Origin of the sequence: Falsiroseomonas sp. HW251, assembly GCF_050563545.1 — a bacterium.
In the GTDB taxonomy this organism is placed as follows: domain Bacteria; phylum Pseudomonadota; class Alphaproteobacteria; order Acetobacterales; family Acetobacteraceae; genus Falsiroseomonas.
Genome location: NZ_JBNXUM010000004.1, coordinates 192,561 through 212,734 on the forward strand (window position 1 = coordinate 192,561; position 20,174 = coordinate 212,734).

Here is a 20,174-nt window from a genome sequence, read left to right on the forward strand (position 1 = left end):
GGGAGAGTCGCCGTCCTGCGGTGTCACGCCCGCCGCCAGGTCGTCCCCTGCGGCCCGTCCTCCAGCAGGATGCCCTTCTCCGCGAGTTCCTTCCGGATCCTGTCCGCCTCCGGCCAGTCCTTCGCCTTTCGGGCTGCAAGACGCGCCTCGATGGCCGCGGCGATCGCCGTCTCGTCCACCGCCGCGTCGCCACGGAACCACGCATCGGGATCGGCCTGCAGGATGCCGAGCAGCGCGCCCGCCGACAGGATGCGCGCCTTCAGATGCGGCAGCGCGGCATCGTCGCCTTCCTCGAGCGCGGTGTTCGCGGTCGAGACCAGGTGATGCAGGGACGCCAGCGCAAGCGGCGTGTTCAGGTCGTCCGCCAGCGCCGCCTCCACCGCCGGGTGCTCCGCGGGGTGCGGCACATCGCCGTCCCCTGCCTCGACCGCCGCCATCTTCGACAGCGCGCGGTAGAAGCGATCCAGCTCCTTCCGCGCTTCGTTCAGCCCGGCCTCGGTGTAGTCCAGCGGCATCCGGTAATGCGTCTTCAGCAGCAGCAGGCGGAACGCCTCGCCGGCCCAGGGGCCGAGCGTCAGGATATCCTGCACGGTGCGGAAATTGCCGAGGGACTTCGACATCTTCTCGCCGTCCACCAGCAGCATCCCGTTATGCATCCAGTAGCGCGCGAAGTGATGCCCGGGGAAACCGCAGACGGATTGCGCGACCTCGTTCTCGTGGTGCGGGAACATCAGGTCAGCGCCGCCGCCATGGATGTCGAAATCGGGGCCGAGATGCTTGTGCGCCATGGCGGAGCATTCGATGTGCCAGCCAGGCCGGCCGCGACCCCAGGGGCTGTCCCAGCCCGGCTGGTCCGGCGTGCTCGGCTTCCACAGCACGAAGTCGCCGGGGTCGCGCTTGTAGGGCGCGACCTCGACCCGCGCGCCGGCGACCAGCTCATCTGTCGAACGGCCGGACAGCTTGCCGTAATCGGCGAAGCTCGCGACCGAGAACAGCACATGCCCCTCGGCGGCATAGGCATGGCCGAGCTCGATGAGCCGCCCGATCAGCGCCACCATCTCCGGAATGGTCCCCGTCGCGCGCGGCTCGACCGTGGGTGGCAGTGCGCCGAGGGCCGCCATGTCGCGGTGGTAGTCGGCGGTGGTGCGGGCGGTCACCGACGCGATCGACTCCCCGCTCTCGCGCGAGCGGTCGATGATCTTGTCGTCCACATCGGTGATGTTGCGGGCGTAGGTGACGCGCGGAAAAAGCCGGCTCAGCAGCCGGAACAGCACGTCGAAGACGACGACGGGCCGCGCGTTGCCGAGATGCGCGAGGTCGTAGACCGTCGGCCCGCAGACATACATCCGCACATCCGCGGGATCGAGCGGGACGAAGCGCTCCTTGCGGCGCGACGCGCTGTTGTGGATCTGCAGTTCCATCGGTGTCTCAGCCCGCCGCTTGCGTCAGACGCCTCAGTGCCCGCGCGCGGCCGATCAGGGGAAGGAAGGCCTTGAGGTCGGGCCCGTGGTCCTCGCCGGTCAGCGCCCGGCGCAGCGGCAGGTACAGCGCCTTCCCCTTGCGGCCGGTGCGCTCCGCAAGTGCCGCCGTCCAGGCCGGCCAGGTCGCCTCATCCCAGGGCTCCTCGGGCAGCGTCTCCGCCGCGGCGCGCAGGATGTCGGCATCGGCGGGATCTGCCGTGATCAGGATATCGGAGGACACGACGTCCCACCAATCCCGAACCTCGCGGAAGAGATCAAGGTTGCCGCGCACCGCGTTCCAGAACGCCTCCCCCGCACCCTCCGGCAGCCGGTCCTTCACCGCGGCGAAGGGCACGCCGTGCAGGTATCTCCGGTTCAGCGCGAGAAGCTGCTTCGTGTCGAAGCGCGCGGCGGATTTGCTGATGCGTCCGAGGTCGTAGCCCTTCGCGAGCTCGGCCGGCATCCCGGGCACGGGATCGGCACTCGACCCCAGCGCCACCAGGTAGCCCGCCAGCGCCGCCGGCTCGATCCCGTCGCGGCGCAGCTGGCGCAACCCCATGCTGCCGAGGCGCTTGGATAGCGCCCCGCCCTCGGCATCCGTCAGCAGCGGCAGGTGGGCGAAGCGGATCGAACCCGGCTTCCCGCCCAGCGCCCCCAGGATATCGAGCTGGATGCCCGTGTTGGTCACGTGGTCCTCGCCCCGCACCACGTCGGTGATGCCGGTCTCGAGGTCGTCCACGACGGAGGTGAAGGTATAGAGGAAGCTGCCATCCCCGCGCACCAGCACCGGATCCGACAGGCTGGTCAGCTTCACGCTGCGCCGCCCCAGCACGCCGTCGTGCCACTCCACCGACCCGCCCGACAGCAGGAAGCGCCAATGCGGCGTCTTGCCGTTGGCGATCGCGCGGTCGAGCTGCTCCTTCGTCATCTTCAGCGCCGCGCGGTCATAGAGCGGCGGCTTGCCCTGCCTGATCCGCTGCTCCCGCTTGTAGGCGAGCTCTTCCTCGGTCTCGAGGCAGGGGTAGAGCCGGCCGGACGCCTTCAGCCGCTCCGCCGCCGCGGCATAGTCGGCGAGGTGGTCGGTCTGGCGTCGGAACTCGTCCCAATCCAGGCCGAGCCAGCGGAGATCCTCCTCGATCCCTTCCGCATATTCCGGCTTCGACCGCTCGGTGTCCGTGTCGTCCAGGCGCAGCAGGAAGCGCCCGCCCCGGGCCCGCGCCAGGCACCAATTGGCGAGTGCAATCCGTGCATTGCCCACATGCAGCAATCCCGTGGGCGAGGGGGCGAAACGGACCTTCATCCCGGCGACAGGAACGCCAGATGGCAGGGGAACGCAAGGCGCACCGGTCCGGCATGCCATCATCTCGGCGCAATCCGGTCGTCTGATGGTATGGATACAAGTCAGGCCCGATACAGGAGAGGCCCCTTGAGGAAGACCGCCACCGCCCTGCTCGCCGGCGCCCTGCTGGCCGGGGCGTCCGCCCTGCCGGCGCAGGCGCAATGGTACAACCGCGGCTATTACGGCCCCGCCCCGCGCTACTACGCGCCGGGCGCCGGGGTGGCGCTCGGCACCATCGCAGGGCTCGGGGCCGGGTTGGTGATCGGCTCGGCCGTCGCGCAGCCCCGCTACTACGCGCCACCGCCGCCCGTGGTCTATGCGCCCCCGCCGGTTGTCTATGCGCCGCCGCCGCAGCCCTACTACTACGCGCCGCCGCCCCCGCCGCCGCGGGGCTACTGGTACCAGCCGCCGGCACCCCCGCCGGTCTGGGTGCCGCGCTAAACCCGTATTGCCCTGACTGTGGTCAGGGCAATACGGGTCCAGCTTGCTCCGGCCCGGCGATTCGCGCTCTTCGTATGCCCGCCTGCGGCGTGCGCACTCAGAGCGATCGCGGGCTAGGCTACTCCTCCTCCTCGTCGTCCTCCTCCCGCCGGGGATCGAGGACGCGCCAGTTGCGGTCCTCGGGGTCGGCGGGACGGGTCTCAGCGAAGGCGTGGAGCTCGGTCGCGCTCTTCCAGGCGTCGTCGCCGGCCCCGGCGACCTCCGCATCCTCGCCATAGGCGAACCAGGCCTCCAGCACCTGGTCCGGCGCCATGCCCGCCGTGCGGCAGCGCTCGACGCTGTCGCGGACATAGCGGCGGGCGAAGGCGTTGGCGTGCTCGACCGAGACGAAGCCACGCACGACCTCGAGCGGGTCCGAGCCGTTGGCCCCCGACAGGTCCAGGATGCGCACGGCCAGCCCCGTCGGGGCCGAGATCGCCTCGGAGAAGATGGGGTCGTCCGCGTCGTCGCTCATCGGCGGAAGCTGGTCCCGCACCGGCCCGGGGTCAACGCGCGGGCAGCATCACGCTCAACAGCAGCCCCGCCGAGACGATCGCCACCCCGGCCAGGCCGGCCAGCCCGAGCGGCTCGTCCAGCAGCGGCCAGGCCGCGAGCGCCGCGATCACCGGCAGGAAGGCGGTCACCGCCGTCGTGCGCTGGGGCCCCAGCAGCATGACGGCCTGGGTGTAGAGCAGCCCCGCCGCCAGCACCGCGACGAAGCCCTGGTAGAGGAACTGGAAGACCACCGGCCCCAGCGGCAGCGCGCCGAGGTTCGACGGCAGGAAGAGCCACCAGGCCAGCAGGAAGGGCGGGCCGGCCCAGATCGCCGCCCCCAGCGTCGCTGGGATGGCCGGCACCTGCCAGCGCCGCACCAGCACGGTGTAGAGCGCCCAGCACAACCCGCCCGCGGCGAACATCAGGTCGCCGCGCCAGGCGCCGGGATGGTCGCCGAAGGTGTCGAAGGCCAGCAGCACGATCCCGGCCGCGACGATGCCGAGCGAGATGCCGCGCGCCCGCGTCCAGCGCTCCCCCAGCAGCAGCAGGCCGAGCCCCGCGGTGTAGAAGGGCAGCATGCCCGCGTTCAGCACCGCCCCATGCGCCGCCGGCGCATGCGCGAAGCCGTTATAGGCGAAGAGCGGAAAGCCGAGGCCCGCGGTCAGCACGATTGCGAGCTGCCGGCCCGCCGGCAGCCGCGGCCAACCCAGGAAAGCGGCGAGCACGAGCGCGCCGAGGAAGGCGCCGGCATAGCGCAGCCCCGCGATGTCCCAGGGCGTGAAATCCTGCTTCTGCGACAGCCGCGCCGACAGCAGGAAGCCCACCCAGATGCAGAGCGTTGCGATCGCGCAGGCATAGCCGAGCCGGCGTTCGCGCTGATCCGGGGTGCGGGCGACCTGCATCACCGCCGAGTTGACCACGCTGTTTCCCCCCCGGCCATCGCCGTGGGAGGATGGCCGCCATGTCCGACAGCAGCTTCCGGCCCAGCGACCTCCTGCCCCCGATCGCCCTGCCCGATGCCGCGGGCGCGATCTACGACGTGATGCAGCAGGGCATCGCGGCCCGGCCGCGCATCCTCATGCTCGGCCGCGCCGCGCCTGCCGCCGCGATGGCCGAAGCCGAGGCGCGCGGCGCCCTGGTGCTGCTGGTGCTGCCGCAGAAGGCCGACGGCGCCGTCCGGAAGGAAGGGCCGACCCGCCTCTTCGACCCGGAGCGCCGGTTGTTCGCCGCCTTCGGCCTTCCCGATGGTGGGGTGGCGGTCATTTCGCCGCGCGGCCGGCTGGCCTTCGCGCAGGCCGGCGACGGCGCGATGCAGGCCGCGGTCGCCACGCTGCCCGGGCCCGCCGAGGACCCGCCCGTGATCCGCGGCGGCGCGCCGGTGCTGATGGTGCCCGACATCCTCGAGCCCGACTTCATCGCCGCCCTGGTCGCGCATTGGAACGCCGGGGAGAAAATGATGGACCGCGTGGCGTCCTCGGCCGCCGGGATGGATGCGACGAAATCCCTCAAGCGGCGCGCCGACGTGCCGCTGACCGACCGCGCGCTCTACGAAGGCTTCCGCCTGCGGGTGGAACGGCGCGTGGTGCCGGAGATGTGGCGCGCCTGGCGCTTCCGCGCTGCGAGTTTCGAGGCGCCGCGCATCGGCTGCTACGACGGCGCCGTCGCCGGCGCCTTCGGCGCGCATCGCGACAACCGCACGCCCTTCACCGCGCATCGCCGCTTCGCGATGAGCCTGAACCTGAACACCGGCGACTACGAGGGCGGGCAGCTGCGATTCGCGGAGTTCGGGCCGGAACTCTACGAGCCCATGGCCGGCGGCGCGGCGGTCTTCTGCTGCGACCTGCTGCACGAGGCGCTGCCGGTGACCCGGGGCAGGCGCTTCGCCGTCTTTACCTTCTTCACCGACGCCGAGGGCGTGCAGCAGGAGCGCAAGCTCCAGGCCGAGGCGATCGCACGCGGCCAGCAGGGCGTGCGCGTCGAATAGTCCAGGCGTCCCGTCAGCCCGCCTGCCCGTTGCGCTTGCGATCGTCGTTGTGCCGGAGCAGGAATTCGCGGCCGACCTTCACCCGGGCCTGGCCGTCGTAATCCACGATGTCGGCCGTGGCGTAGGTCTCGGACCAGGCGTCGGGGATGAAGCTGCCGGTGCCGACGACGTCGATCGGCGCCTTCGCCTCCGCCATCACCCGGCACTTGCCGACGCCGAAGCCCGAGGACGCGACGATCCGCACCTTCGGGAAGCCGGCCTCGTCCAGGGCTTCGCGCATGCGCCAGATCGCGGCGGCGGAGACGCCGGTGCCGACGAGGTGGCGCAACTCCGTCTCGCTGCGATAGCGGCGCACGGCGTTGGGCGCGTGGCGTTCCAGCACGGCGTAGCTCTCGGCGGGATCGAGCCCTTCCAGGAAGCGGCCGCCGTGGGTGTCGAGGCGCACGGCCATCCGCCCCGCGGCGGCGAGGTCGGGGAAGCGACGGCAGACTTCCAGGCCGTCCGTGACCTCCTGACCGAAGTAGTCGGTGAGGACAGTCAGGTCGGCATCGGGAAAGACCTCGTGGAACATCTCGGCCGCGCGGACGGTCGATCCGGCATAGCCGATCAGCGCATGCGGCATGGTGCCGCGCCCGCGCATCTTGGACCCCGGGGGCCCGAACCAATGCGCGGTTTCGTCATTGGCGTTGCCGATGAAGCCCTTCGCACCCTCGCGCCGCGCCGCCGCGCTGCCGACGGACGCCGCATAGGCCATCATCTCCTGCATCTCCTGGCCGGCGCAGTGGCGCGCCTCCATTGCCAGGAAGGAGACGTTCGGCAGCTCGCAGCACATCTGGTAGGCGTTATGCGCGGCGACGCAGGCAGCACCCAGCTTCTGCAGCATGATCGTCTCCAGATCGACGAGCCGCATGAAGCTGCCGGAGACGTAGAAAAGCGGATCGCCCGCGCCGACCCAGTCGCCTTCCTCGTGCATAAGGTCGATGTCGAAGGTCGTGCCGCGCTCGGCGGCGACGGCGCGCAGCCAGTCCACCGCAAGCCGCGGGGTCGAGATCACGGGGCGCCGGAGGAACACCGCATAGGTCACGCGGCAGTCGCCGAAGCGCTGCACGACGGCCTTGGTGCGGTTGAAGTAGCTGTCCGTGCGCGCGGCGATGGACGCGTCGTCCACCGCCGTGCGCACGGTCTCTCCGCTCATTGCGCGGCCTGCGCCGGCACCATCGCGCCGGGGCGGCGCGCCTTCAGCTCCTCGGCGATGAGGAAGGCGAGCTCGAGCGACTGCTCGGCGTTCAGCCGGGGGTCGCAGAACGTCGCGTAGTTCCGCGCGAGGTCGGCTTCCGCCAGGCGATGCGCGCCGCCGAGGCATTCCGTGACGTTCTGCCCGGTCATCTCGACATGCACGCCGGCGGGAATGGTGCCCTCGGCGGCGTGGGCGTCGAAGAAGCCGCGGACCTCGCCGAGGATCGCGTCGAAGCTGCGGGTCTTGTAGGCGCCGGCCTTGACGCCGTTGCCATGCATGGGGTCGCAGATCCAGACCACGTTGCGGCCCGCCGCCTTCACCGCACGCAGCAGCGGCGGCAGCTTCGCCGCGACCTTCTCCGCCCCCATGCGCGAGATCAGGGTCAGGCGCCCCTTCTCGTTGGACGGGTTCAGGATCTCGGTCAGCTTCACCAGCTCGTCCGGCTCCATGCTGGGGCCGACCTTCATGCCGATGGGGTTGGCAATGCCGCGCATGAACTCGACATGCGCGCCCTCGGGCTGGCGGGTGCGGTCGCCGATCCAGAGGAAATGCGCCGAGCACGCATAGTGCCTGCCGGGATGCGTCGAGGGCTGGCGGGTCATCGCCTCCTCGAAGGGCAGCAGCAGGCTCTCGTGGGAGGTGTAGAACTCGGTCTCCCTGACCTGCGGCGCCTCGGCCATCCCGCAGGCGCCCATGAAGCGCAGCGTCTCGTCGATGCGCTGGGCCAGGTCCTCGTAGCGGCCAGCCAGCGGGCTGCGCGCGGCGAAGTCGAGGTTCCAGCGATGCACCTCGTGCAGGTCGGCATAGCCGCCCGTCGAGAAGGCGCGCAGCAGGTTCAGCGTGGCCGCGGATTGGAGATAGGCGAACTCCATCCGCGAGGGATCGGGGATGCGGGCGTCGGCAGTGAAGTCGGGGCCGTTGATGATGTCGCCGCGGTAGGAGGGCAGCGTGACGCCGTCCAGCGTCTCGGTGTCGCTGCTGCGGGGCTTGGCGAACTGGCCGGCCATGCGGCCGAGCTTCACCACGGGCATGGACGCGCCGAAGGTGAGCACGACGGCCATCTGCAGCAGGACGCGGTAGGTGTCGCGGATGGTGTTGGCGTGGAATTCGGCGAAGCTCTCCGCGCAATCGCCGCCTTGCAGCACGAAGGTGCCGCCGTCCCCGGCCTTGGCGAGATGCGCCTTCAGCCGATCCGCCTCACCTGCAAAAACCAAGGGAGGAAATCGGCCGACCTTCTCTTCCATGGCCCGCAGCCGGGCCTGGTCGGGATAGTCGGGCACCTGACGGATCGGCATGGCCCGCCAGGACTCCGGGCTCCACGCGCGCGCAAGCATTTCCTCACTCTCCAAGTCAAGGAGGGGCACCATAGCGGGGCGGTGAGCGAAGGCAAACCGCGGGGTTGGGGTGTCCTGGTCTGTGGATCGCCCTCCCCCGCTGCAGACGCTCCCTCCCACGCAAGCGGGGAGGGATGGGGTCGGGGGTGCCGAGGATCTCGGGGGTGCCGAGGATCAAGGCTGCGCTGAACGAAGCACCCCCACCCTGACCCTCCCCCGCTTGCGGGGGAGGGAAATGGAAGAGCGGGGGACGGAGATTCAGGTGCGGGGAAGGGCAGTCCTGACGTGGAGGGGCGCCCTACCCCGCCTCCCTCGCCCTTGTCCTCAGCGTCACAAACTCCTCCGCCGCCGTCGGGTGGATCCCGATGGTCCGGTCGAAATCCTGCTTCGTCGCGCCCATCACCACCGCGATCCCGATGCCCTGCATGATCTCCGCGGCGTCCTCGCCCAGCATGTGGGCGCCGACGATCTTCTGGCTCGCCTGGTCCACCACCAGCTTCATCACGGTCTTCCGCCCCTCGCGCTTGCTGATGGTGTGGCGCATCGGCGTGAAGCGCGTGAGGTAGATGTCCACCTTGCCGCGCTTCGCGGCCTCGGCCTCGGTCAGCCCGACCGTGCCGATCGGGGGCGAGGTGAAGACGGCGGTGGGCACGTTCTCGTAGCTCGCCTGGCGGGGCCTGCCGCCGAACAGCGTGTCCGCCAGCGCATGCCCGACCGCGGTCGCCATCGGCGTCAGGTTCACGCGGTCGATGACGTCGCCGATGGCGAAGATGTGGGGCTGGCTGGTGGCGTGGTGCTCGTCCACCACGACCGCACCGTTCGGCTTCGTCGCCACATCAGCGGCATCGAGGTTCAGCCCCTGCGTGTTCGGCAGCCGGCCCGTGCAGAAGAAGACCGCGTCCACCTCCCGCACGAAATTGGTGGACAGGCCGAGCAGCAGTTCGTCATCGGCGCGTGTGATGCGCGTCGGCGAGACATCGGGATTGAGCCGGATGCCCTGCGCGGTCAGCGCCTCCGTCAGCGCCGTCCGGATGTCCTCGTCGAAGCCCCGCAGCGGCATGGGCGCGCGATAGACCAGGTCGACCTCCGCGCCCAGGCCGCGCAGCAGGCAGGCGAACTCGACCGCGATGTAGCCCGAGCCCAGCACCGCGACCCGCTTCGGCAACGCCTTCATGGTGAAGAGGTCGTCCGAGATGCAGCCGAGCTCGGCACCCGGGATGTCCAGCCGCTGCGCCGTGCCGCCGGTCGCGATGACGATCCGCTCCGCCGTCACGCGCTGGTCGCCGACCTGCAGCGTATGCGCGTCGATGAAGGTGGCGCGCGCGTTGAAGCTGGTGGCCCCCGCGCCCTTCAGCAGCTTGTCGTAGATGCCCGAGAGCCGCGCGACCTCCGCGTCCCGCGCGGCCGCCAGCTTCGCCCAGTCATGCCCGCGATTCTCGATGTCCCAGCCGAAGGCGGCGGCGTCGCCGGCCCAGAGCCCGTACTCCGCGGCGTTGACCATGATCTTCTTGGGCACGCAGCCCACATTGACGCAGGTGCCGCCCCAGAAGCGCTCCTCCGCCACGCCGACGCGCGCGCCATGGCCCGCCGCGATGCGCGCGCAGCGCACGCCGGCGGACCCGCCGCCGATGACGAAGAGGTCGAAATCGTAGGCCATGCTTCCCTCTGGCGCTGGAGGCGTGGAGACTGCGCGCCCCGAAACGGGAGTCCAGATGACGATGTTGCGCGTCCTCGGCAAGGCCTCTTCGATCAATGTGCGCAAGGTGCTCTGGACCTGCGCCGAGACCGGGGTGCCCTACGCGCGCGAGGATTGGGGCAGCGGGTTCCGCGCGCTGGACGACCCGGCCTTCCTGGCGCTGAACCCCAACGCGCTGGTCCCGGTGATCGTGGACGAGCATGGCGCGCTGACGGAATCCAACACGATCTGCCGCTATCTCGCGGCGAAGCACGGGCGGACGGACCTGCTGCCCACCGCGCCGCGCGCTCGGGCGGAGGTCGAGCGCTGGATGGACTGGCAGGCGACGGAGCTCAACGCCGCCTGGCGCGGCGCCTTCACGGGGCTGGTGCGGAAGCAGCCGGTCGATCCTGCCGTGTTCGCGGCGAGCGAGGCGGAGTGGAACGCGCGGATGCGGGTGTTGGACGCCCGCCTGGCGGCGACGGGGGCGTTCGTCGCGGGAGACGGCTTCACGCTCGCCGACATCGTGCTGGGCCTGTCCGCAAACCGCTGGCGCATGACGCCGATCGCGCATGCCGCGCTGCCGGCGGTGGAGGCGTGGATGGCGCGGATGCAGGACCGACCCGGATTCCGGGAGCACTGCGCGAACGGCGTGCCCTGAAGCCTTCTCCCCCACTCATGGGGCGTTCCACGTCAAAGGCTGCGGACGGTGGGTGAGGGGGACGCGCAAAGCGGTGAAGCCGCTCCTGATCTTGCATGCCCCCCTCACCCTGCCCTCTCCCCCCTGCGGGTGGAGAGGGTTCAATCGGCGCCCCTACTCCATCTTCCGCGGCACCAGCACGCGCACCGTGAAGACCTGCACCTCCTCGCCGCGCTGGTTCAGCGTCGCGTTGCGGAACAGCACCATCCCGCGGTCCGGCCGGCTCTTGCTTGGCGTGACCTCCAGCACCTCCGAGACCAGCGTCAGCAGGTCGCCCGGCCGTGTCGGGCGCGGCCATTGCAGGTCGCCCTGCGTGCCGATCACGCCCCAGCCGAGCTCGCCCATGGCCTGCACGACGAGCTTCATGGTCAGCGCCGCGGTCTGCCAGCCACTCGCCGCCAGGCCCTGGAAGATCGGATGCGCCTCCGCCGCCGCCGCATCGAGGTGGAAGGGCTGCGGGTCGTACTCGGCGGCGAAGCGCCTGATCGCGTCTTCCGTCACCTCCACCGGGCCGGCGGTGAAGCGCCGGCCCGGGGTCAGGTCATCGAGCCAGATCGTCACGTCCCGATGCCGCCGACCGCCACGTACTTCACCTCGAGATACTCCTCGATGCCGTAGTACGAACCCTCGCGCCCGACGCCGGACTGCTTCATGCCGCCGAAGGGCGCGACCTCGGTCGAGATCAGCCCCTCGTTCACGCCGACCATGCCGTATTCCAGCGCCTCGCTGACGCGGAACGCGCGGCCGAGGTCCTTCGTGTAGAAATACGCGGCCAGCCCAAACGGTGTGTCGTTGGCGAGCTTCACCGCCTCCTCCTCGGTCCGGAACTTGAACAGAGGCGCGACGGGCGCGAAGGTCTCCTCGTTGAAGATGATCGCCTCGCGCGGGACGTCGACGAGGATCGTCGGCGTGAAGAAATTGCCGCCCCTCTCGTGACGCTTGCCGCCGGTCAGGACCTTGGCACCCTTGGCCAGCGCGTCCGCGACATGCTCCTCGGCCTTCTTCACGCCGTCGGGGTTGATCAGCGGCCCGATGACGACGCCGGGCTCCATGCCGTTGCCGACCTTCATCGCCTCCACCGCCGCCTTCAACTTCACGCTGAACGCGTCGTAGACGCCTTCATGCACCAGGATGCGGTTCGCGCAGACGCAGGTCTGGCCGGCATTGCGGTACTTCGACGCCATCGCGCCCTGCACCGCCGCATCGAGGTCTGCGTCGTCGAAGACGATGAAGGGCGCGTTGCCGCCGAGCTCCATGCTCGTCCGCTTGATCGTGCCGGCCGCCTTCTGCATCAGGATGCGACCGACTTCCGTGGACCCCGTGAAGGTCACCTTGCGCACGAGCGGGTTCTGCGTGAGCTCGTCGCTCATCTCGCCCGAGGCGCCGGTGACGACGTTGCAGACGCCGGCCGGGAAGCCCGCGCGTTCCGCCAGCACGCCGATCGCCAGCGCCGAGAAGGGCGTCTGCGACGCCGGCCGCACCACGCCGGTGCAGCCCGCGGCCCAGCCCGGCCCGAGCTTCCGCGTGATCATCGCGGCAGGGAAGTTCCAGGGCGTGATGGCGGTGAAGACGCCGACCGGCTCCTTCGTCACCAGGATCCGGCGGCCCTTGATGTTCTGCGGGATGGTGTCGCCATAGACGCGCTTGCCCTCTTCCGCGAACCATTCGAGGAAGCTCGCGGCATAGACGATCTCGCCCTTGCTCTCCGCCAGCGGCTTGCCCTGCTCGGCCGTCATGATGACGGCGAGGTCGTCGGCATTGGCCAGCATCAGGTCGTTCAGCTTGCGGATCAGCGCGCTGCGTTCCTTCGCCAGCATGGCGCGCCAGGCGGGTTGCGCGGCATGCGCGGCCTCGATCGCGGCGCGGGTCTCGGCGGCCGAGAGCGAGGGCACCGTGCCCACCGCCTCGCCGGTCGCGGGGTTCTTCACCGTCAGCGTCTTGCCGCTCGCGGCATTGATCCACTTGCCGCCGACCAGGTTGGCCTGGCGGAACAGGTCGGGGTCCTTCAGCGGCAGCTTGGCCGTGGCGTCGAGCATGGCAGGCTTCCTTCCCTTGGGTTGGGCCGGAAGATAGGCGCGCGGGGTGCCCATGTCAGCCTCGCCGATTGACCCGTCCGGGCACGCTGCCTAGCGTCCCGCGCAACATTCGGGAAAGGAAGCGGCCATGGCGCGTCGCATCGTCGATATCAGCGTGGCGCTGAAGGCCGGCATCGCCTCCGACCCGCCGCACATGCTGCCGCAGATCGACTACGTCACGCACAAGCAATCCGCGCCGTCGGTCGCCGCCTATTTCGGCGTCAGCCTGGACCAGCTGCCGGAAGGCGAATACGCGGCGGTCGAGAACGTACGCATCAGCACGCACAACGGCACGCATCTCGACGCGCCGTATCACTTCTTCTCCCGCATGAACGAACGCACCGTCCCAGGCGGGGAGCCGTCCTGGCGCATCGACGAGGTGCCGCTCGATTGGTGCTTCCAGCCCGCCGTGAAGCTCGACTTCCGCCATTTCGAGGACGGCTACATCGTCCAGCCCCCTGATGTGGAAGCCGAGCTGAAGCGCATCGGGCATGAGCTCAAGCCGCTCGAGATCGTGCTGGTGAACACCCGCGCGGCCAGCCGCTACGGCGAGGCCGACTTCATCGACGCCGGCTGCGGCATGGGCAAGGCCGCGACGCTCTGGCTGCTGGAACGCGGCGTGCGGCTGACCGGCACCGATGGCTGGTCCTGGGACGCCCCCTTCAGCCACACGAAGCGCCGGATCGAGCAGGGCGGCGACGCCTCGCTGATCTGGGAAGGCCATCGCGCGGGGCGCGAGATCGGCTACTGCCACCTGGAGAAACTGTCTAACCTGGAATCCCTGCCCGCCGACGGCTTCATGGTGGCCTGCTTCCCCGTGAAGGTGCATCGCGGCTCCGCGGGCTGGACGCGCGCCGTCGCGATCATCGAGGAGTGATGCGGATGATCCGCCGTGTCGCCCTCGCCGCCGCGCTGAGCCTGATCGCGGCGCCTGCTTTCGCCTGGCCCGACAGGCCCCTCACCATCATCAACCCCTATGCGACCGGCAGTTCCACCGATGCCGGCGCCCGCGCGCTGGCCGAGGCCTTCCAGGCCGAGCTCGGCCAGCCCGTCGTCGTCACCAGCCGCGATGGCGCGTCCGGCACCGTGGGGATGCGCGCGCTGACGGCCGCGGCGCCGGATGGCCACACGCTGGCCTATTCGCCGCTGGTGCCGCTCGCCTTCATGCCGCATCTGCAGCGCAACACCGAGCTCGGGCCCGATGCCGTCGCGCCGGTCTGCAATGTCACGCAGAACATCCTCGGCGTGATGGTGCGCGCGGACAGCCCGATCCGCACGCTGAACGACCTGGTGGCGGAGGCGAAGCGGCGGAACCTGTCCTACGGTTCACCCGGCCCGAACTCCGCGCCCTTCCTCGGCGTGCACCGCATGCAGGTCGCCGCGGGCGGAGAGTACACGCATATCCCGTTCCGCGGCGACGCCGCGAGCCTGACGGAGACGCTGGCCGGGCGGCTCGACTTCTCCGCGATCGTGGTGGCCTCCGGCGTGCCGATGGCGCGCGCGGGACAGATGCGTCTGGTCGGCGTCTTCTCCGACACGCGCCATCCCGCCTTCCCCGACGTGCCGACCGCGCGCGAGCAGGGCATCGACGCGCTGCAGCCGAGCTACGCCGCGCTCTTCGCCACGCGCGGCACGCCGGATGCCGTGCTGGATCGGCTGGAGGCGGCCTGCCGCACCGCCATGCAGACCGAGAGCTTTCGCCGGGTCGCCGACAACTGGGGCGTGGTCCCGGATTTTCGCGGGCGCGCGGAGCTGCAGCGCCGGCTGAACGACGAATACGAGGCGACGGGGAAGGTGCTGCGGGACTTGGGGGTGCAGCCGGAATAGCGAGAGAGCGCGGCCCCCCACCCCAGCCCTCTCCCGCTTGCGGGGGAGGGTGCCGAGCGCAGCGAGGCGGGTGGGGGTGAGCGCTACTTCCCCTTGAACCCCCGCCCCGCCAGGTTCACCTGCCGCCCGCGCGCGATCGCCAGCGCATCGTCCGGCACCTCCGCCGTGATCACGCTGCCCGCGCCGGTGATCGCGCGCGCGCCGACCTTCACCGGTGCCACCAGCGCCGTGTCCGACCCGATGAAGGCGCCTTCCCCGATCACGGTGCGGTGCTTGTTCACCCCGTCGTAGTTGCAGGTGATCGTCCCGGCGCCGATGTTCGCCCCCGCGCCGATCTCGGCATCGCCGAGATAGGTCAGGTGGTTCGCCTTCGCGCCCTCGCCCAGCACGGCGGCCTTCAGCTCCACGAAATTGCCGACATGGGCGTTGCGCTCGATCACCGTGCCCGGCCGCAGCCGCGCGAAGGGGCCTATGATCGCGCCGCGCTTCACCACGCAGCCTTCCAGATGGCTGAAGGCGCGGATCTCGACCTCGTCCTCCACCGTCACGCCGGGCGCGAAGACGACATTGGGGCCGACCGTCACGTCGCGGCCGAGCGCGGTGTCGTGACTGAGGATCACGCTCTCCGGCTGGATCAGCGTGGCACCATTGTCCATCGCCGCGCGGCGCAGGCGGCGCTGCACCTCGGCCTCGGCCTCGGCGAGCTCGGCGCGGGAATTGATGCCGCGCAGCTCCGCCTCCGGCGCTTCCACCGCTTCGACGCGCGCACCCTCGGCGGCGGCGAGCGCGACGACGTCCGTCAGGTAGTATTCGCCCTGGCGGTTGTCGTTCCGGACGGCCTTCAGCCAGCGGAACAGGTCGTCGGCCGCGGCGCAGACGACGCCGGCATTGCACAACCCGACCGCGCGCTCCGCCTCGGTCGCGTCGGCGAACTCCACGATGCGCTGCACCAATCCCCGGCGATCCGTGATCACCCGCCCGTATTGCGCGGGATCGGCGGGCCGCATCGCCAGCAGCACCAGCCCGGCGCGCGCACGGGCGGCCCGCAGCCGCCGCAGCGTCTCCGCCGAGATCAGCGGATTGTCGGCATAGAGCACCGCCACGTCACCCGCATGGCCCGCGAGCGCCGGCTCGGCCTGCAGCGCGGCGTGCCCGGTGCCGAGCCGCCGTTCCTGCACCACCGTCGGATGCGGCGCGGCCGCCTTCTCGAGCATCGTCATGCCCGGGCCGACCACGACCACCGCGCGCTCGAACACCTGCTCCACGCTCGACAGAAGGTGGCGGATCATCGGCCGCCCCGCGATCGGGTGCATCGTCTTGGGCAGGGCGGAGCGCATGCGCGTCCCCTGCCCGGCTGCGAGGAGAATGGCGGCGGCGTTCATCCCTCGACGCGTAATCCGCGCGCCCCAGCCCCGCAAGCCGGAAGGATTGCCTCGCGATCGGGGCCGTCCTAACGCCTGCGTCATGACAAGGCTTGCCGTCTTCGACCTCGACGGGACGCTGGTGGACAGCGCGCCGGACATCCATGCCGCGCTCGACCGCCTGGCCGCTGCCCGCGGCTTGGCGCCCTTCGGCCGCGCCGAGGTCATCGGCATGATCGGCGACGGGGTGAGGGCGCTGGTCGAACGGGCTCTGGCCGCCCGCGGCCAGGCCTTCGATCCCGCCGCCCTCGACGCCTTCACCGCGGACTACACGGCGAACGCCGCCACCCTCACCCGACTCTTCGACGGCATCGGCCAGGCGCTGGACGCGCTGCGCGGCCAGGGCTGGCGCCTCGCCGTCTGCACCAACAAGCCCGAGGCGGCGGCGCGGGAGCTCCTCGGCGCGCTCGGCCTGCTGGACGGCCTGGCCGCACTCGGCGGCGGCGACAGCTTCCCCGTCCGCAAGCCCGATCCGCGCCATCTGCTGGAAACCATCGCCGCCGCCGGCGCCATGCCGCAGGGCTCGGTCATGGTCGGCGACCACCGCAACGACGTCATGGCGGCCCGCGGCGCCGGCATTCCCTGCGTCTTCGTGGGCTGGGGCTACGGCCCGCTGCACATGGCCGAGGGCGCGCCCGTGGTGGCGACGCCGGCCGGCCTAGCGGCGGAGCTCGGTGCGGCGCTCGACCGGCTGTCCTGATTCCGCGCGCCGGGGCAGCACCGGCTCGGCCTTCAGCAGCACGGCATTGGCGGTCCCGAACCAGCGCGTCGGGATGTCCATCCGCACCGGCACGACCGGCGCCCCAGCATAGGGCGCGGCCATCCAGGCGGTCGCGCGCTGCGGCTCCGCCGCGCGGACGCGGTCCATGTCGTGGCGGAAGCCGCCGACGATGCGGCCGACCACCTCGCAACGCATCGCCTCGCCCTGCCAGGCGCCGCCCCAGGGCGGAATGCGGTCGCGGCTGGTGCCGCTGGCCCGGTAGGCCGTCAGCCGTCGCCCGTCATAGACCGACGCCTCCGTCCCGCAGCCGCCCTGCGCGGCCTGGCGGCCAACCGTCAGGGCGAAGGACAGGACGTCCATCGTCCCGTGCCGCAGCGGCTCCGGGATCGGCTCGCGCTCATCGGTCTCGGGTGGCGTCAGCTCCACGACGCGGGGCACCAACCCCTGCCATGCCAGCGCGATGCGCCGCATGCGCCCGCGCCAGACGCCTTCCGAGGTGAAGCCGCTCGGCCGCGCCGCGCCGCCGGCGAAGGCACCGTCGGCGCGCGTGACCTGCTCGCCCGAGGCGACCAGCGTCGCCAGGCCGCGCGTGCGCAGCCGCGTCTCGACGCGGTAGCGGTCCCCGCTGGTCTCGATCTCGGCCTCGAGCTCCATCACCACCATGCCCGCGGCCTGGACCTCGTAGGTCGCGCGCATGGCCTCGGCCAGGGCCGGGCCAGGCAGCAGCAGCAGGGCGGCGATCAGGGCGCGCATCCCCCCCATATCGGCGCCGCTTGCGCGGGGGCAAGCCCGGCTTGACACCCGCCCGCCGCCCCCCCTATCCAGCGCGTCCCGAGGGATGGGCGCGTAGCTCAGCGGGAGAGCATCGCCTTCACACGGCGGGGGTCGTAGGTTCAATCCCTACCGCGCCCACCATCCCCGGGTTCCCCATGTGGCTGCCATGATCTCGGCCCGCGAAGCGATCGCCCGCGCCGGCGAGCGGCTGGAACTGCGCGTCGTGCTGGCCGTGCTGCTCGTCGCCGGCGCGCTCTGGGGCTTCGTCGCGCTGGCGGGCGAGGTGATGGAGGGCGAGACGCTCGCCTTCGACCGCGCCCTGCTGCTGGCGCTGCGCGACCCCGCGAACCCCGCCGATCCGCTTGGCCCGTCCTGGCTGCGGGAGGTCGGGCGCGACATGACGGCGTTGGGCGGCATCGCGGTGCTGACGCTGCTGACCATCGGCGTGCTGGCCTTCATGGCGCTACGCGCCCTGTGGGGCGCGGCGGGGTTGCTGCTGGCCTCGGTGCTGGGCGGCATGGTGGCGAGCAACCTGCTGAAGGCCGCCTTCGACCGCGCGCGGCCCGACCTGGTGCCGCATGGCTCCATCGTGATGACGGCGAGCTTCCCGAGCGGGCACGCCATGATGTCGGCGGTGGTCTACCTGACGCTCGGCGTGCTGCTCGCGCGGGTGGAGCCGCGACGGCGCGACAAGGCCTTCATCCTGTCCTGCGCGGTCTTCCTGACGCTGCTGGTCGGGGTCAGCCGCGTCTATCTCGGCGTGCATTGGCCGACCGACGTGCTGGCGGGCTGGTGCCTCGGCGCGGCCTGGGCGCTGGGATGCTGGCTGGTCGCGCGTTGGCTGCAGCGCCGCGGTGCGGTCGAGACGGACCACGCAGGCCAGTGATCAGGCGGCCTCCCGCATGATCAGCGCCGCGAGATCGCCGGGCGAGAGGCCGGCAAGGGGCCGGTCGTGAACCTTGCGGCCGGCCTTCAGGATGACGACGCGATCGGCCACCGCGACGACGTCCTGCATGGCGTGGCTGACCAGGATCACCGTGCGCCCTTCGCCATGCAGGCGGCGGATCAGGTCCAGCACCTGCGCCGTCTCCTTTACGCCGAGCGCGGCGGTCGGCTCGTCCATGATGATGATGCGCGCATCCCAGCGCAGCGCGCGGCAGATCGCGACGGCTTGGCGCTGCCCGCCGGAAAGCGATTCCACCGGGGTGTCCATGTCCGCGATCGAGACCGCGAGCCGCGCGAGGAATGCGCGGCTGGCTTCCGCCATCGCGTGCTTGTCCAGCAGCCCGAGCCGCGTGGTGAGTTCGGAACCGAGGAACACGTTCTGCCAGATCGACAGCCGCGGCGCGACGGCGAGGTCCTGGTAGATCGTCGCGACCCCGCGCCGCAGCGCGTCCTGCGGGCTGCGGAAGGCGACGGGCGCGCCATCCAGTTCGATCGTGCCGGAGGTCGGCATCTGCGCGCCGGCCAGGATCTTCACCAGCGACGACTTCCCCGCCCCGTTGTCGCCGCAGAGCGCGAGCACCTCGCCGGCGTTGACGTCCACATCCACGCCCCGCAGCGCCTGCACGGCGCCGTAGGCCATGGCGACGCCCCGCAGCCGCAGCACCGCCTTGCCCCCTCCCCATCCCTCCCCCGCAACTGCGGGGGAGCGTGCAGGAGCCCTCCCCGGCAGTTGCGCGGGAGGGTTGGCAGGGGGCCGCTTCGTCACATGAACCGCCTGACGTTGTTCCCATCCACCAGCATCGCATCCATGAAGAGATACGGCCCGGTCGTGATCGTCTCCTTCGGCACGCCCTTCAGCACGATCTGGTCCACCGCATCCACCGCCTTCACGCCCATCTCCTCGAAGGGGATGGTGACGGTCGCCATCAGCGTGCTGTCGGGGTCGGCGATGCGGGCATAGGTCTCGGCACCGCCGTCGATCGAGACGAACTTGATCTGCCCCTTACGCACACCGCGCGCCTTCAGGAGGTCGTCGATGACGAAGGCCTGGCCGTCGAAGCTCGCCCAGATGCCCTGCGTCTGCGCGGCGTGGCGCAGCAGCAGCGCCTGGAAGCCCTGACGGACGTCGTCGCGCCAGGACTGGGTGCGCGCCATGGTGTGGGTGCCGAGAACGCGCACGCCGGTGTTCTCGCTGAGCACGACGTCCAGCACCTTGCCGCGGATGCGCGTTCCGACATTGCCCTCGAAGCGCTGGGTCAGGATGTTGCCCTGGTAGCCGAGCTCGCCGAGCAGCCACAGCGCGGCATCCGCGCCGACCTTGTATTCGTTGACCTGGATGTCGAAGAGGTTGTGGGTGGACGCGCCCGACATGATGGTGACCACGGGAATGCCCGCGGCCTTGGCGCGCTGGTACTGCGCTTCCGCCTCCACCGGGCGCGACATGCAGGCGATGATGGCGCGCGGACGCCGCTGGACCAGCGCGTCGAGCTGCTCGGCATGGCGCGGGAGGGACCCGTCGCTGTTCAGCACGTTCGCCGTCCAGCCGCGCTGGCGCGCGGCGGCGGCGGCGGCGTTGGCGGCGCGCGCATGCGTCTCGCTGCTCATCTGGAAGCCGACGATCGCGATCTCGACGGGTTGCGCCAGGGCCGGCGTGGCCACCGCGGCCAGTGCCGCGCCGGCCAGCACCGTGTTGCGTCGGGTGATCAT

The 20,174-nt window shown here is 71.0% G+C and carries 20 protein-coding genes and 1 tRNA gene; 8 read left to right on the top strand and 13 right to left on the bottom strand.

Annotated elements, in window-relative coordinates; genetic code table 11:
* Positions 1 to 23: 23 nt before the first annotated feature.
* Both cysS and gltX read right to left on the bottom strand, forming a co-directional pair.
* Positions 24 to 1,421 carry a cysteine--tRNA ligase gene (cysS, locus tag ACLF3M_RS06375; RefSeq protein WP_430656028.1) on the bottom strand — a complete coding sequence of 466 codons (1,398 nt, stop codon included), beginning with the start codon at positions 1,419 to 1,421 and terminating at the stop codon, positions 24 to 26.
* Between the two features lie 7 nt (positions 1,422 to 1,428).
* On the bottom strand, positions 1,429 to 2,760 hold the full coding sequence (gltX, locus tag ACLF3M_RS06380) for a glutamate--tRNA ligase (protein WP_430656029.1): 1,332 nt from the start codon (positions 2,758 to 2,760) through the stop codon (positions 1,429 to 1,431).
* Between the two features lie 126 nt (positions 2,761 to 2,886).
* Here gltX and ACLF3M_RS06385 point away from each other — a divergent pair, with 126 nt between their 5' ends.
* A complete protein-coding gene (locus ACLF3M_RS06385) occupies positions 2,887 to 3,240 on the top strand; it encodes a hypothetical protein (RefSeq protein WP_430656030.1) in 354 nt (117 codons plus the stop codon).
* A gap of 118 nt (positions 3,241 to 3,358) precedes the next feature.
* Here ACLF3M_RS06385 and ACLF3M_RS06390 read toward each other — a convergent pair whose 3' ends face one another.
* On the bottom strand, positions 3,359 to 3,754 hold the full coding sequence (locus ACLF3M_RS06390; protein ID WP_430656031.1) for a hypothetical protein: 396 nt from the start codon (positions 3,752 to 3,754) through the stop codon (positions 3,359 to 3,361).
* A 31-nt stretch (positions 3,755 to 3,785) separates the two neighbouring features.
* Complete coding sequence (locus ACLF3M_RS06395; protein ID WP_430656032.1) at positions 3,786 to 4,694, bottom strand: DMT family transporter; 909 nt, start codon at positions 4,692 to 4,694, stop codon at positions 3,786 to 3,788.
* 41 nt (positions 4,695 to 4,735) lie between these two features.
* On the opposite strand from ACLF3M_RS06395, the gene ACLF3M_RS06400 reads away from it, so the two are divergent.
* Positions 4,736 to 5,758, top strand: coding sequence for a 2OG-Fe(II) oxygenase family protein (locus ACLF3M_RS06400; protein WP_430656033.1), 1,023 nt, complete (start codon positions 4,736 to 4,738; stop codon positions 5,756 to 5,758).
* A 13-nt stretch (positions 5,759 to 5,771) separates the two neighbouring features.
* Here ACLF3M_RS06400 and ACLF3M_RS06405 read toward each other — a convergent pair whose 3' ends face one another.
* The 3 genes from ACLF3M_RS06405 to gorA form a co-directional block, all read right to left on the bottom strand.
* On the bottom strand, positions 5,772 to 6,953 hold the full coding sequence (locus tag ACLF3M_RS06405) for a nicotinate phosphoribosyltransferase (protein ID WP_430656034.1): 1,182 nt from the start codon (positions 6,951 to 6,953) through the stop codon (positions 5,772 to 5,774).
* The gene (locus tag ACLF3M_RS06410; RefSeq protein ID WP_430656035.1) at positions 6,950 to 8,329 is read right to left on the bottom strand and encodes a class II 3-deoxy-7-phosphoheptulonate synthase; all 1,380 of its coding nucleotides are present in this window, start codon (positions 8,327 to 8,329) and stop codon (positions 6,950 to 6,952) included. The genes ACLF3M_RS06405 and ACLF3M_RS06410 overlap by 4 nt, the downstream gene beginning before the upstream one ends.
* A gap of 298 nt (positions 8,330 to 8,627) precedes the next feature.
* Positions 8,628 to 9,986, bottom strand: coding sequence for a glutathione-disulfide reductase (gene gorA / locus ACLF3M_RS06415; protein WP_430656036.1), 1,359 nt, complete (start codon positions 9,984 to 9,986; stop codon positions 8,628 to 8,630).
* Positions 9,987 to 10,041: 55 nt separating this feature from the next.
* On the opposite strand from gorA, the gene ACLF3M_RS06420 reads away from it, so the two are divergent.
* Positions 10,042 to 10,665 carry a glutathione S-transferase family protein gene (locus ACLF3M_RS06420; RefSeq protein WP_430656037.1) on the top strand — a complete coding sequence of 208 codons (624 nt, stop codon included), beginning with the start codon at positions 10,042 to 10,044 and terminating at the stop codon, positions 10,663 to 10,665.
* A 153-nt stretch (positions 10,666 to 10,818) separates the two neighbouring features.
* Here the strand turns inward: ACLF3M_RS06420 and ACLF3M_RS06425 are convergent, their stop codons facing one another.
* A complete protein-coding gene (locus tag ACLF3M_RS06425) occupies positions 10,819 to 11,265 on the bottom strand; it encodes a MaoC family dehydratase (protein ID WP_430656038.1) in 447 nt (148 codons plus the stop codon).
* Complete coding sequence (locus ACLF3M_RS06430) at positions 11,262 to 12,740, bottom strand: NAD-dependent succinate-semialdehyde dehydrogenase (protein WP_430656039.1); 1,479 nt, start codon at positions 12,738 to 12,740, stop codon at positions 11,262 to 11,264. Before ACLF3M_RS06430 ends, ACLF3M_RS06425 begins: the two co-directional genes overlap by 4 nt.
* Before the next feature lie 127 nt (positions 12,741 to 12,867).
* Between ACLF3M_RS06430 and ACLF3M_RS06435 the strand changes: the two genes are divergently transcribed.
* Positions 12,868 to 13,656 (top strand): cyclase family protein, encoded by a 789-nt coding sequence (locus ACLF3M_RS06435; protein WP_430656040.1) that lies wholly within the window; start codon positions 12,868 to 12,870, stop codon positions 13,654 to 13,656.
* Positions 13,657 to 13,661: 5 nt separating this feature from the next.
* Positions 13,662 to 14,606: a tripartite tricarboxylate transporter substrate binding protein gene (locus tag ACLF3M_RS06440; RefSeq protein ID WP_430656041.1), complete on the top strand. Its 945-nt coding sequence runs from the start codon at positions 13,662 to 13,664 to the stop codon at positions 14,604 to 14,606.
* Positions 14,607 to 14,689: 83 nt separating this feature from the next.
* Here the strand turns inward: ACLF3M_RS06440 and glmU are convergent, their stop codons facing one another.
* The gene (gene glmU / locus ACLF3M_RS06445) at positions 14,690 to 15,988 is read right to left on the bottom strand and encodes a bifunctional UDP-N-acetylglucosamine diphosphorylase/glucosamine-1-phosphate N-acetyltransferase GlmU (protein ID WP_430656042.1); all 1,299 of its coding nucleotides are present in this window, start codon (positions 15,986 to 15,988) and stop codon (positions 14,690 to 14,692) included.
* Positions 15,989 to 16,070: 82 nt separating this feature from the next.
* On the opposite strand from glmU, the gene gph reads away from it, so the two are divergent.
* A complete protein-coding gene (gene gph / locus ACLF3M_RS06450) occupies positions 16,071 to 16,727 on the top strand; it encodes a phosphoglycolate phosphatase (RefSeq protein ID WP_430656043.1) in 657 nt (218 codons plus the stop codon).
* Here the strand turns inward: gph and ACLF3M_RS06455 are convergent.
* A complete protein-coding gene (locus tag ACLF3M_RS06455) occupies positions 16,686 to 17,501 on the bottom strand; it encodes a DUF3108 domain-containing protein (protein WP_430656044.1) in 816 nt (271 codons plus the stop codon). The two genes, gph and ACLF3M_RS06455, sit on opposite strands and share 42 nt — an antisense overlap.
* 87 nt (positions 17,502 to 17,588) lie before the next feature.
* On the opposite strand from ACLF3M_RS06455, the gene ACLF3M_RS06460 reads away from it, so the two are divergent.
* Together ACLF3M_RS06460 and ACLF3M_RS06465 are read left to right on the top strand one after the other, a co-directional pair.
* Positions 17,589 to 17,663, top strand: a tRNA-Val gene (locus ACLF3M_RS06460).
* A gap of 25 nt (positions 17,664 to 17,688) precedes the next feature.
* Positions 17,689 to 18,408 carry a phosphatase PAP2 family protein gene (locus ACLF3M_RS06465; RefSeq protein WP_430656045.1) on the top strand — a complete coding sequence of 240 codons (720 nt, stop codon included), beginning with the start codon at positions 17,689 to 17,691 and terminating at the stop codon, positions 18,406 to 18,408.
* On the opposite strand, the gene ACLF3M_RS06470 is transcribed toward ACLF3M_RS06465, so the two are convergent.
* Together ACLF3M_RS06470 and ACLF3M_RS06475 are read right to left on the bottom strand one after the other, a co-directional pair.
* On the bottom strand, positions 18,409 to 19,131 hold the full coding sequence (locus ACLF3M_RS06470) for an ATP-binding cassette domain-containing protein (protein WP_430656046.1): 723 nt from the start codon (positions 19,129 to 19,131) through the stop codon (positions 18,409 to 18,411).
* A gap of 98 nt (positions 19,132 to 19,229) precedes the next feature.
* Positions 19,230 to 20,174, bottom strand: a complete 945-nt coding sequence (locus tag ACLF3M_RS06475; protein WP_430656047.1) for a sugar ABC transporter substrate-binding protein — start codon at positions 20,172 to 20,174, stop codon at positions 19,230 to 19,232.

What these genes read in the sequence shown, in the direction of transcription:
- cysS (WP_430656028.1), bottom strand. Translation starts at nt 1,421, where the DNA reads ATGGAACTGCAGATCCACAACAGCGCGTCGCGCCGCAAGGAGCGCTTC.
- gltX (WP_430656029.1), bottom strand. Translation starts at nt 2,760, where the DNA reads ATGAAGGTCCGTTTCGCCCCCTCGCCCACGGGATTGCTGCATGTGGGC.
- ACLF3M_RS06390 (WP_430656031.1), bottom strand. Translation starts at nt 3,754, where the DNA reads ATGAGCGACGACGCGGACGACCCCATCTTCTCCGAGGCGATCTCGGCC.
- ACLF3M_RS06400 (WP_430656033.1), top strand. Translation starts at nt 4,736, where the DNA reads ATGTCCGACAGCAGCTTCCGGCCCAGCGACCTCCTGCCCCCGATCGCC.
- ACLF3M_RS06405 (WP_430656034.1), bottom strand. Translation starts at nt 6,953, where the DNA reads ATGAGCGGAGAGACCGTGCGCACGGCGGTGGACGACGCGTCCATCGCC.
- ACLF3M_RS06410 (WP_430656035.1), bottom strand. Translation starts at nt 8,329, where the DNA reads ATGCTTGCGCGCGCGTGGAGCCCGGAGTCCTGGCGGGCCATGCCGATC.
- gorA (WP_430656036.1), bottom strand. Translation starts at nt 9,986, where the DNA reads ATGGCCTACGATTTCGACCTCTTCGTCATCGGCGGCGGGTCCGCCGGC.
- ACLF3M_RS06420 (WP_430656037.1), top strand. Translation starts at nt 10,042, where the DNA reads ATGACGATGTTGCGCGTCCTCGGCAAGGCCTCTTCGATCAATGTGCGC.
- ACLF3M_RS06430 (WP_430656039.1), bottom strand. Translation starts at nt 12,740, where the DNA reads ATGCTCGACGCCACGGCCAAGCTGCCGCTGAAGGACCCCGACCTGTTC.
- ACLF3M_RS06435 (WP_430656040.1), top strand. Translation starts at nt 12,868, where the DNA reads ATGGCGCGTCGCATCGTCGATATCAGCGTGGCGCTGAAGGCCGGCATC.
- ACLF3M_RS06440 (WP_430656041.1), top strand. Translation starts at nt 13,662, where the DNA reads ATGATCCGCCGTGTCGCCCTCGCCGCCGCGCTGAGCCTGATCGCGGCG.
- glmU (WP_430656042.1), bottom strand. Translation starts at nt 15,988, where the DNA reads ATGAACGCCGCCGCCATTCTCCTCGCAGCCGGGCAGGGGACGCGCATG.
- gph (WP_430656043.1), top strand. Translation starts at nt 16,071, where the DNA reads ATGACAAGGCTTGCCGTCTTCGACCTCGACGGGACGCTGGTGGACAGC.
- ACLF3M_RS06455 (WP_430656044.1), bottom strand. Translation starts at nt 17,501, where the DNA reads ATGCGCGCCCTGATCGCCGCCCTGCTGCTGCTGCCTGGCCCGGCCCTG.
- ACLF3M_RS06465 (WP_430656045.1), top strand. Translation starts at nt 17,689, where the DNA reads ATGATCTCGGCCCGCGAAGCGATCGCCCGCGCCGGCGAGCGGCTGGAA.
- ACLF3M_RS06475 (WP_430656047.1), bottom strand. Translation starts at nt 20,174, where the DNA reads ATGATCACCCGACGCAACACGGTGCTGGCCGGCGCGGCACTGGCCGCG.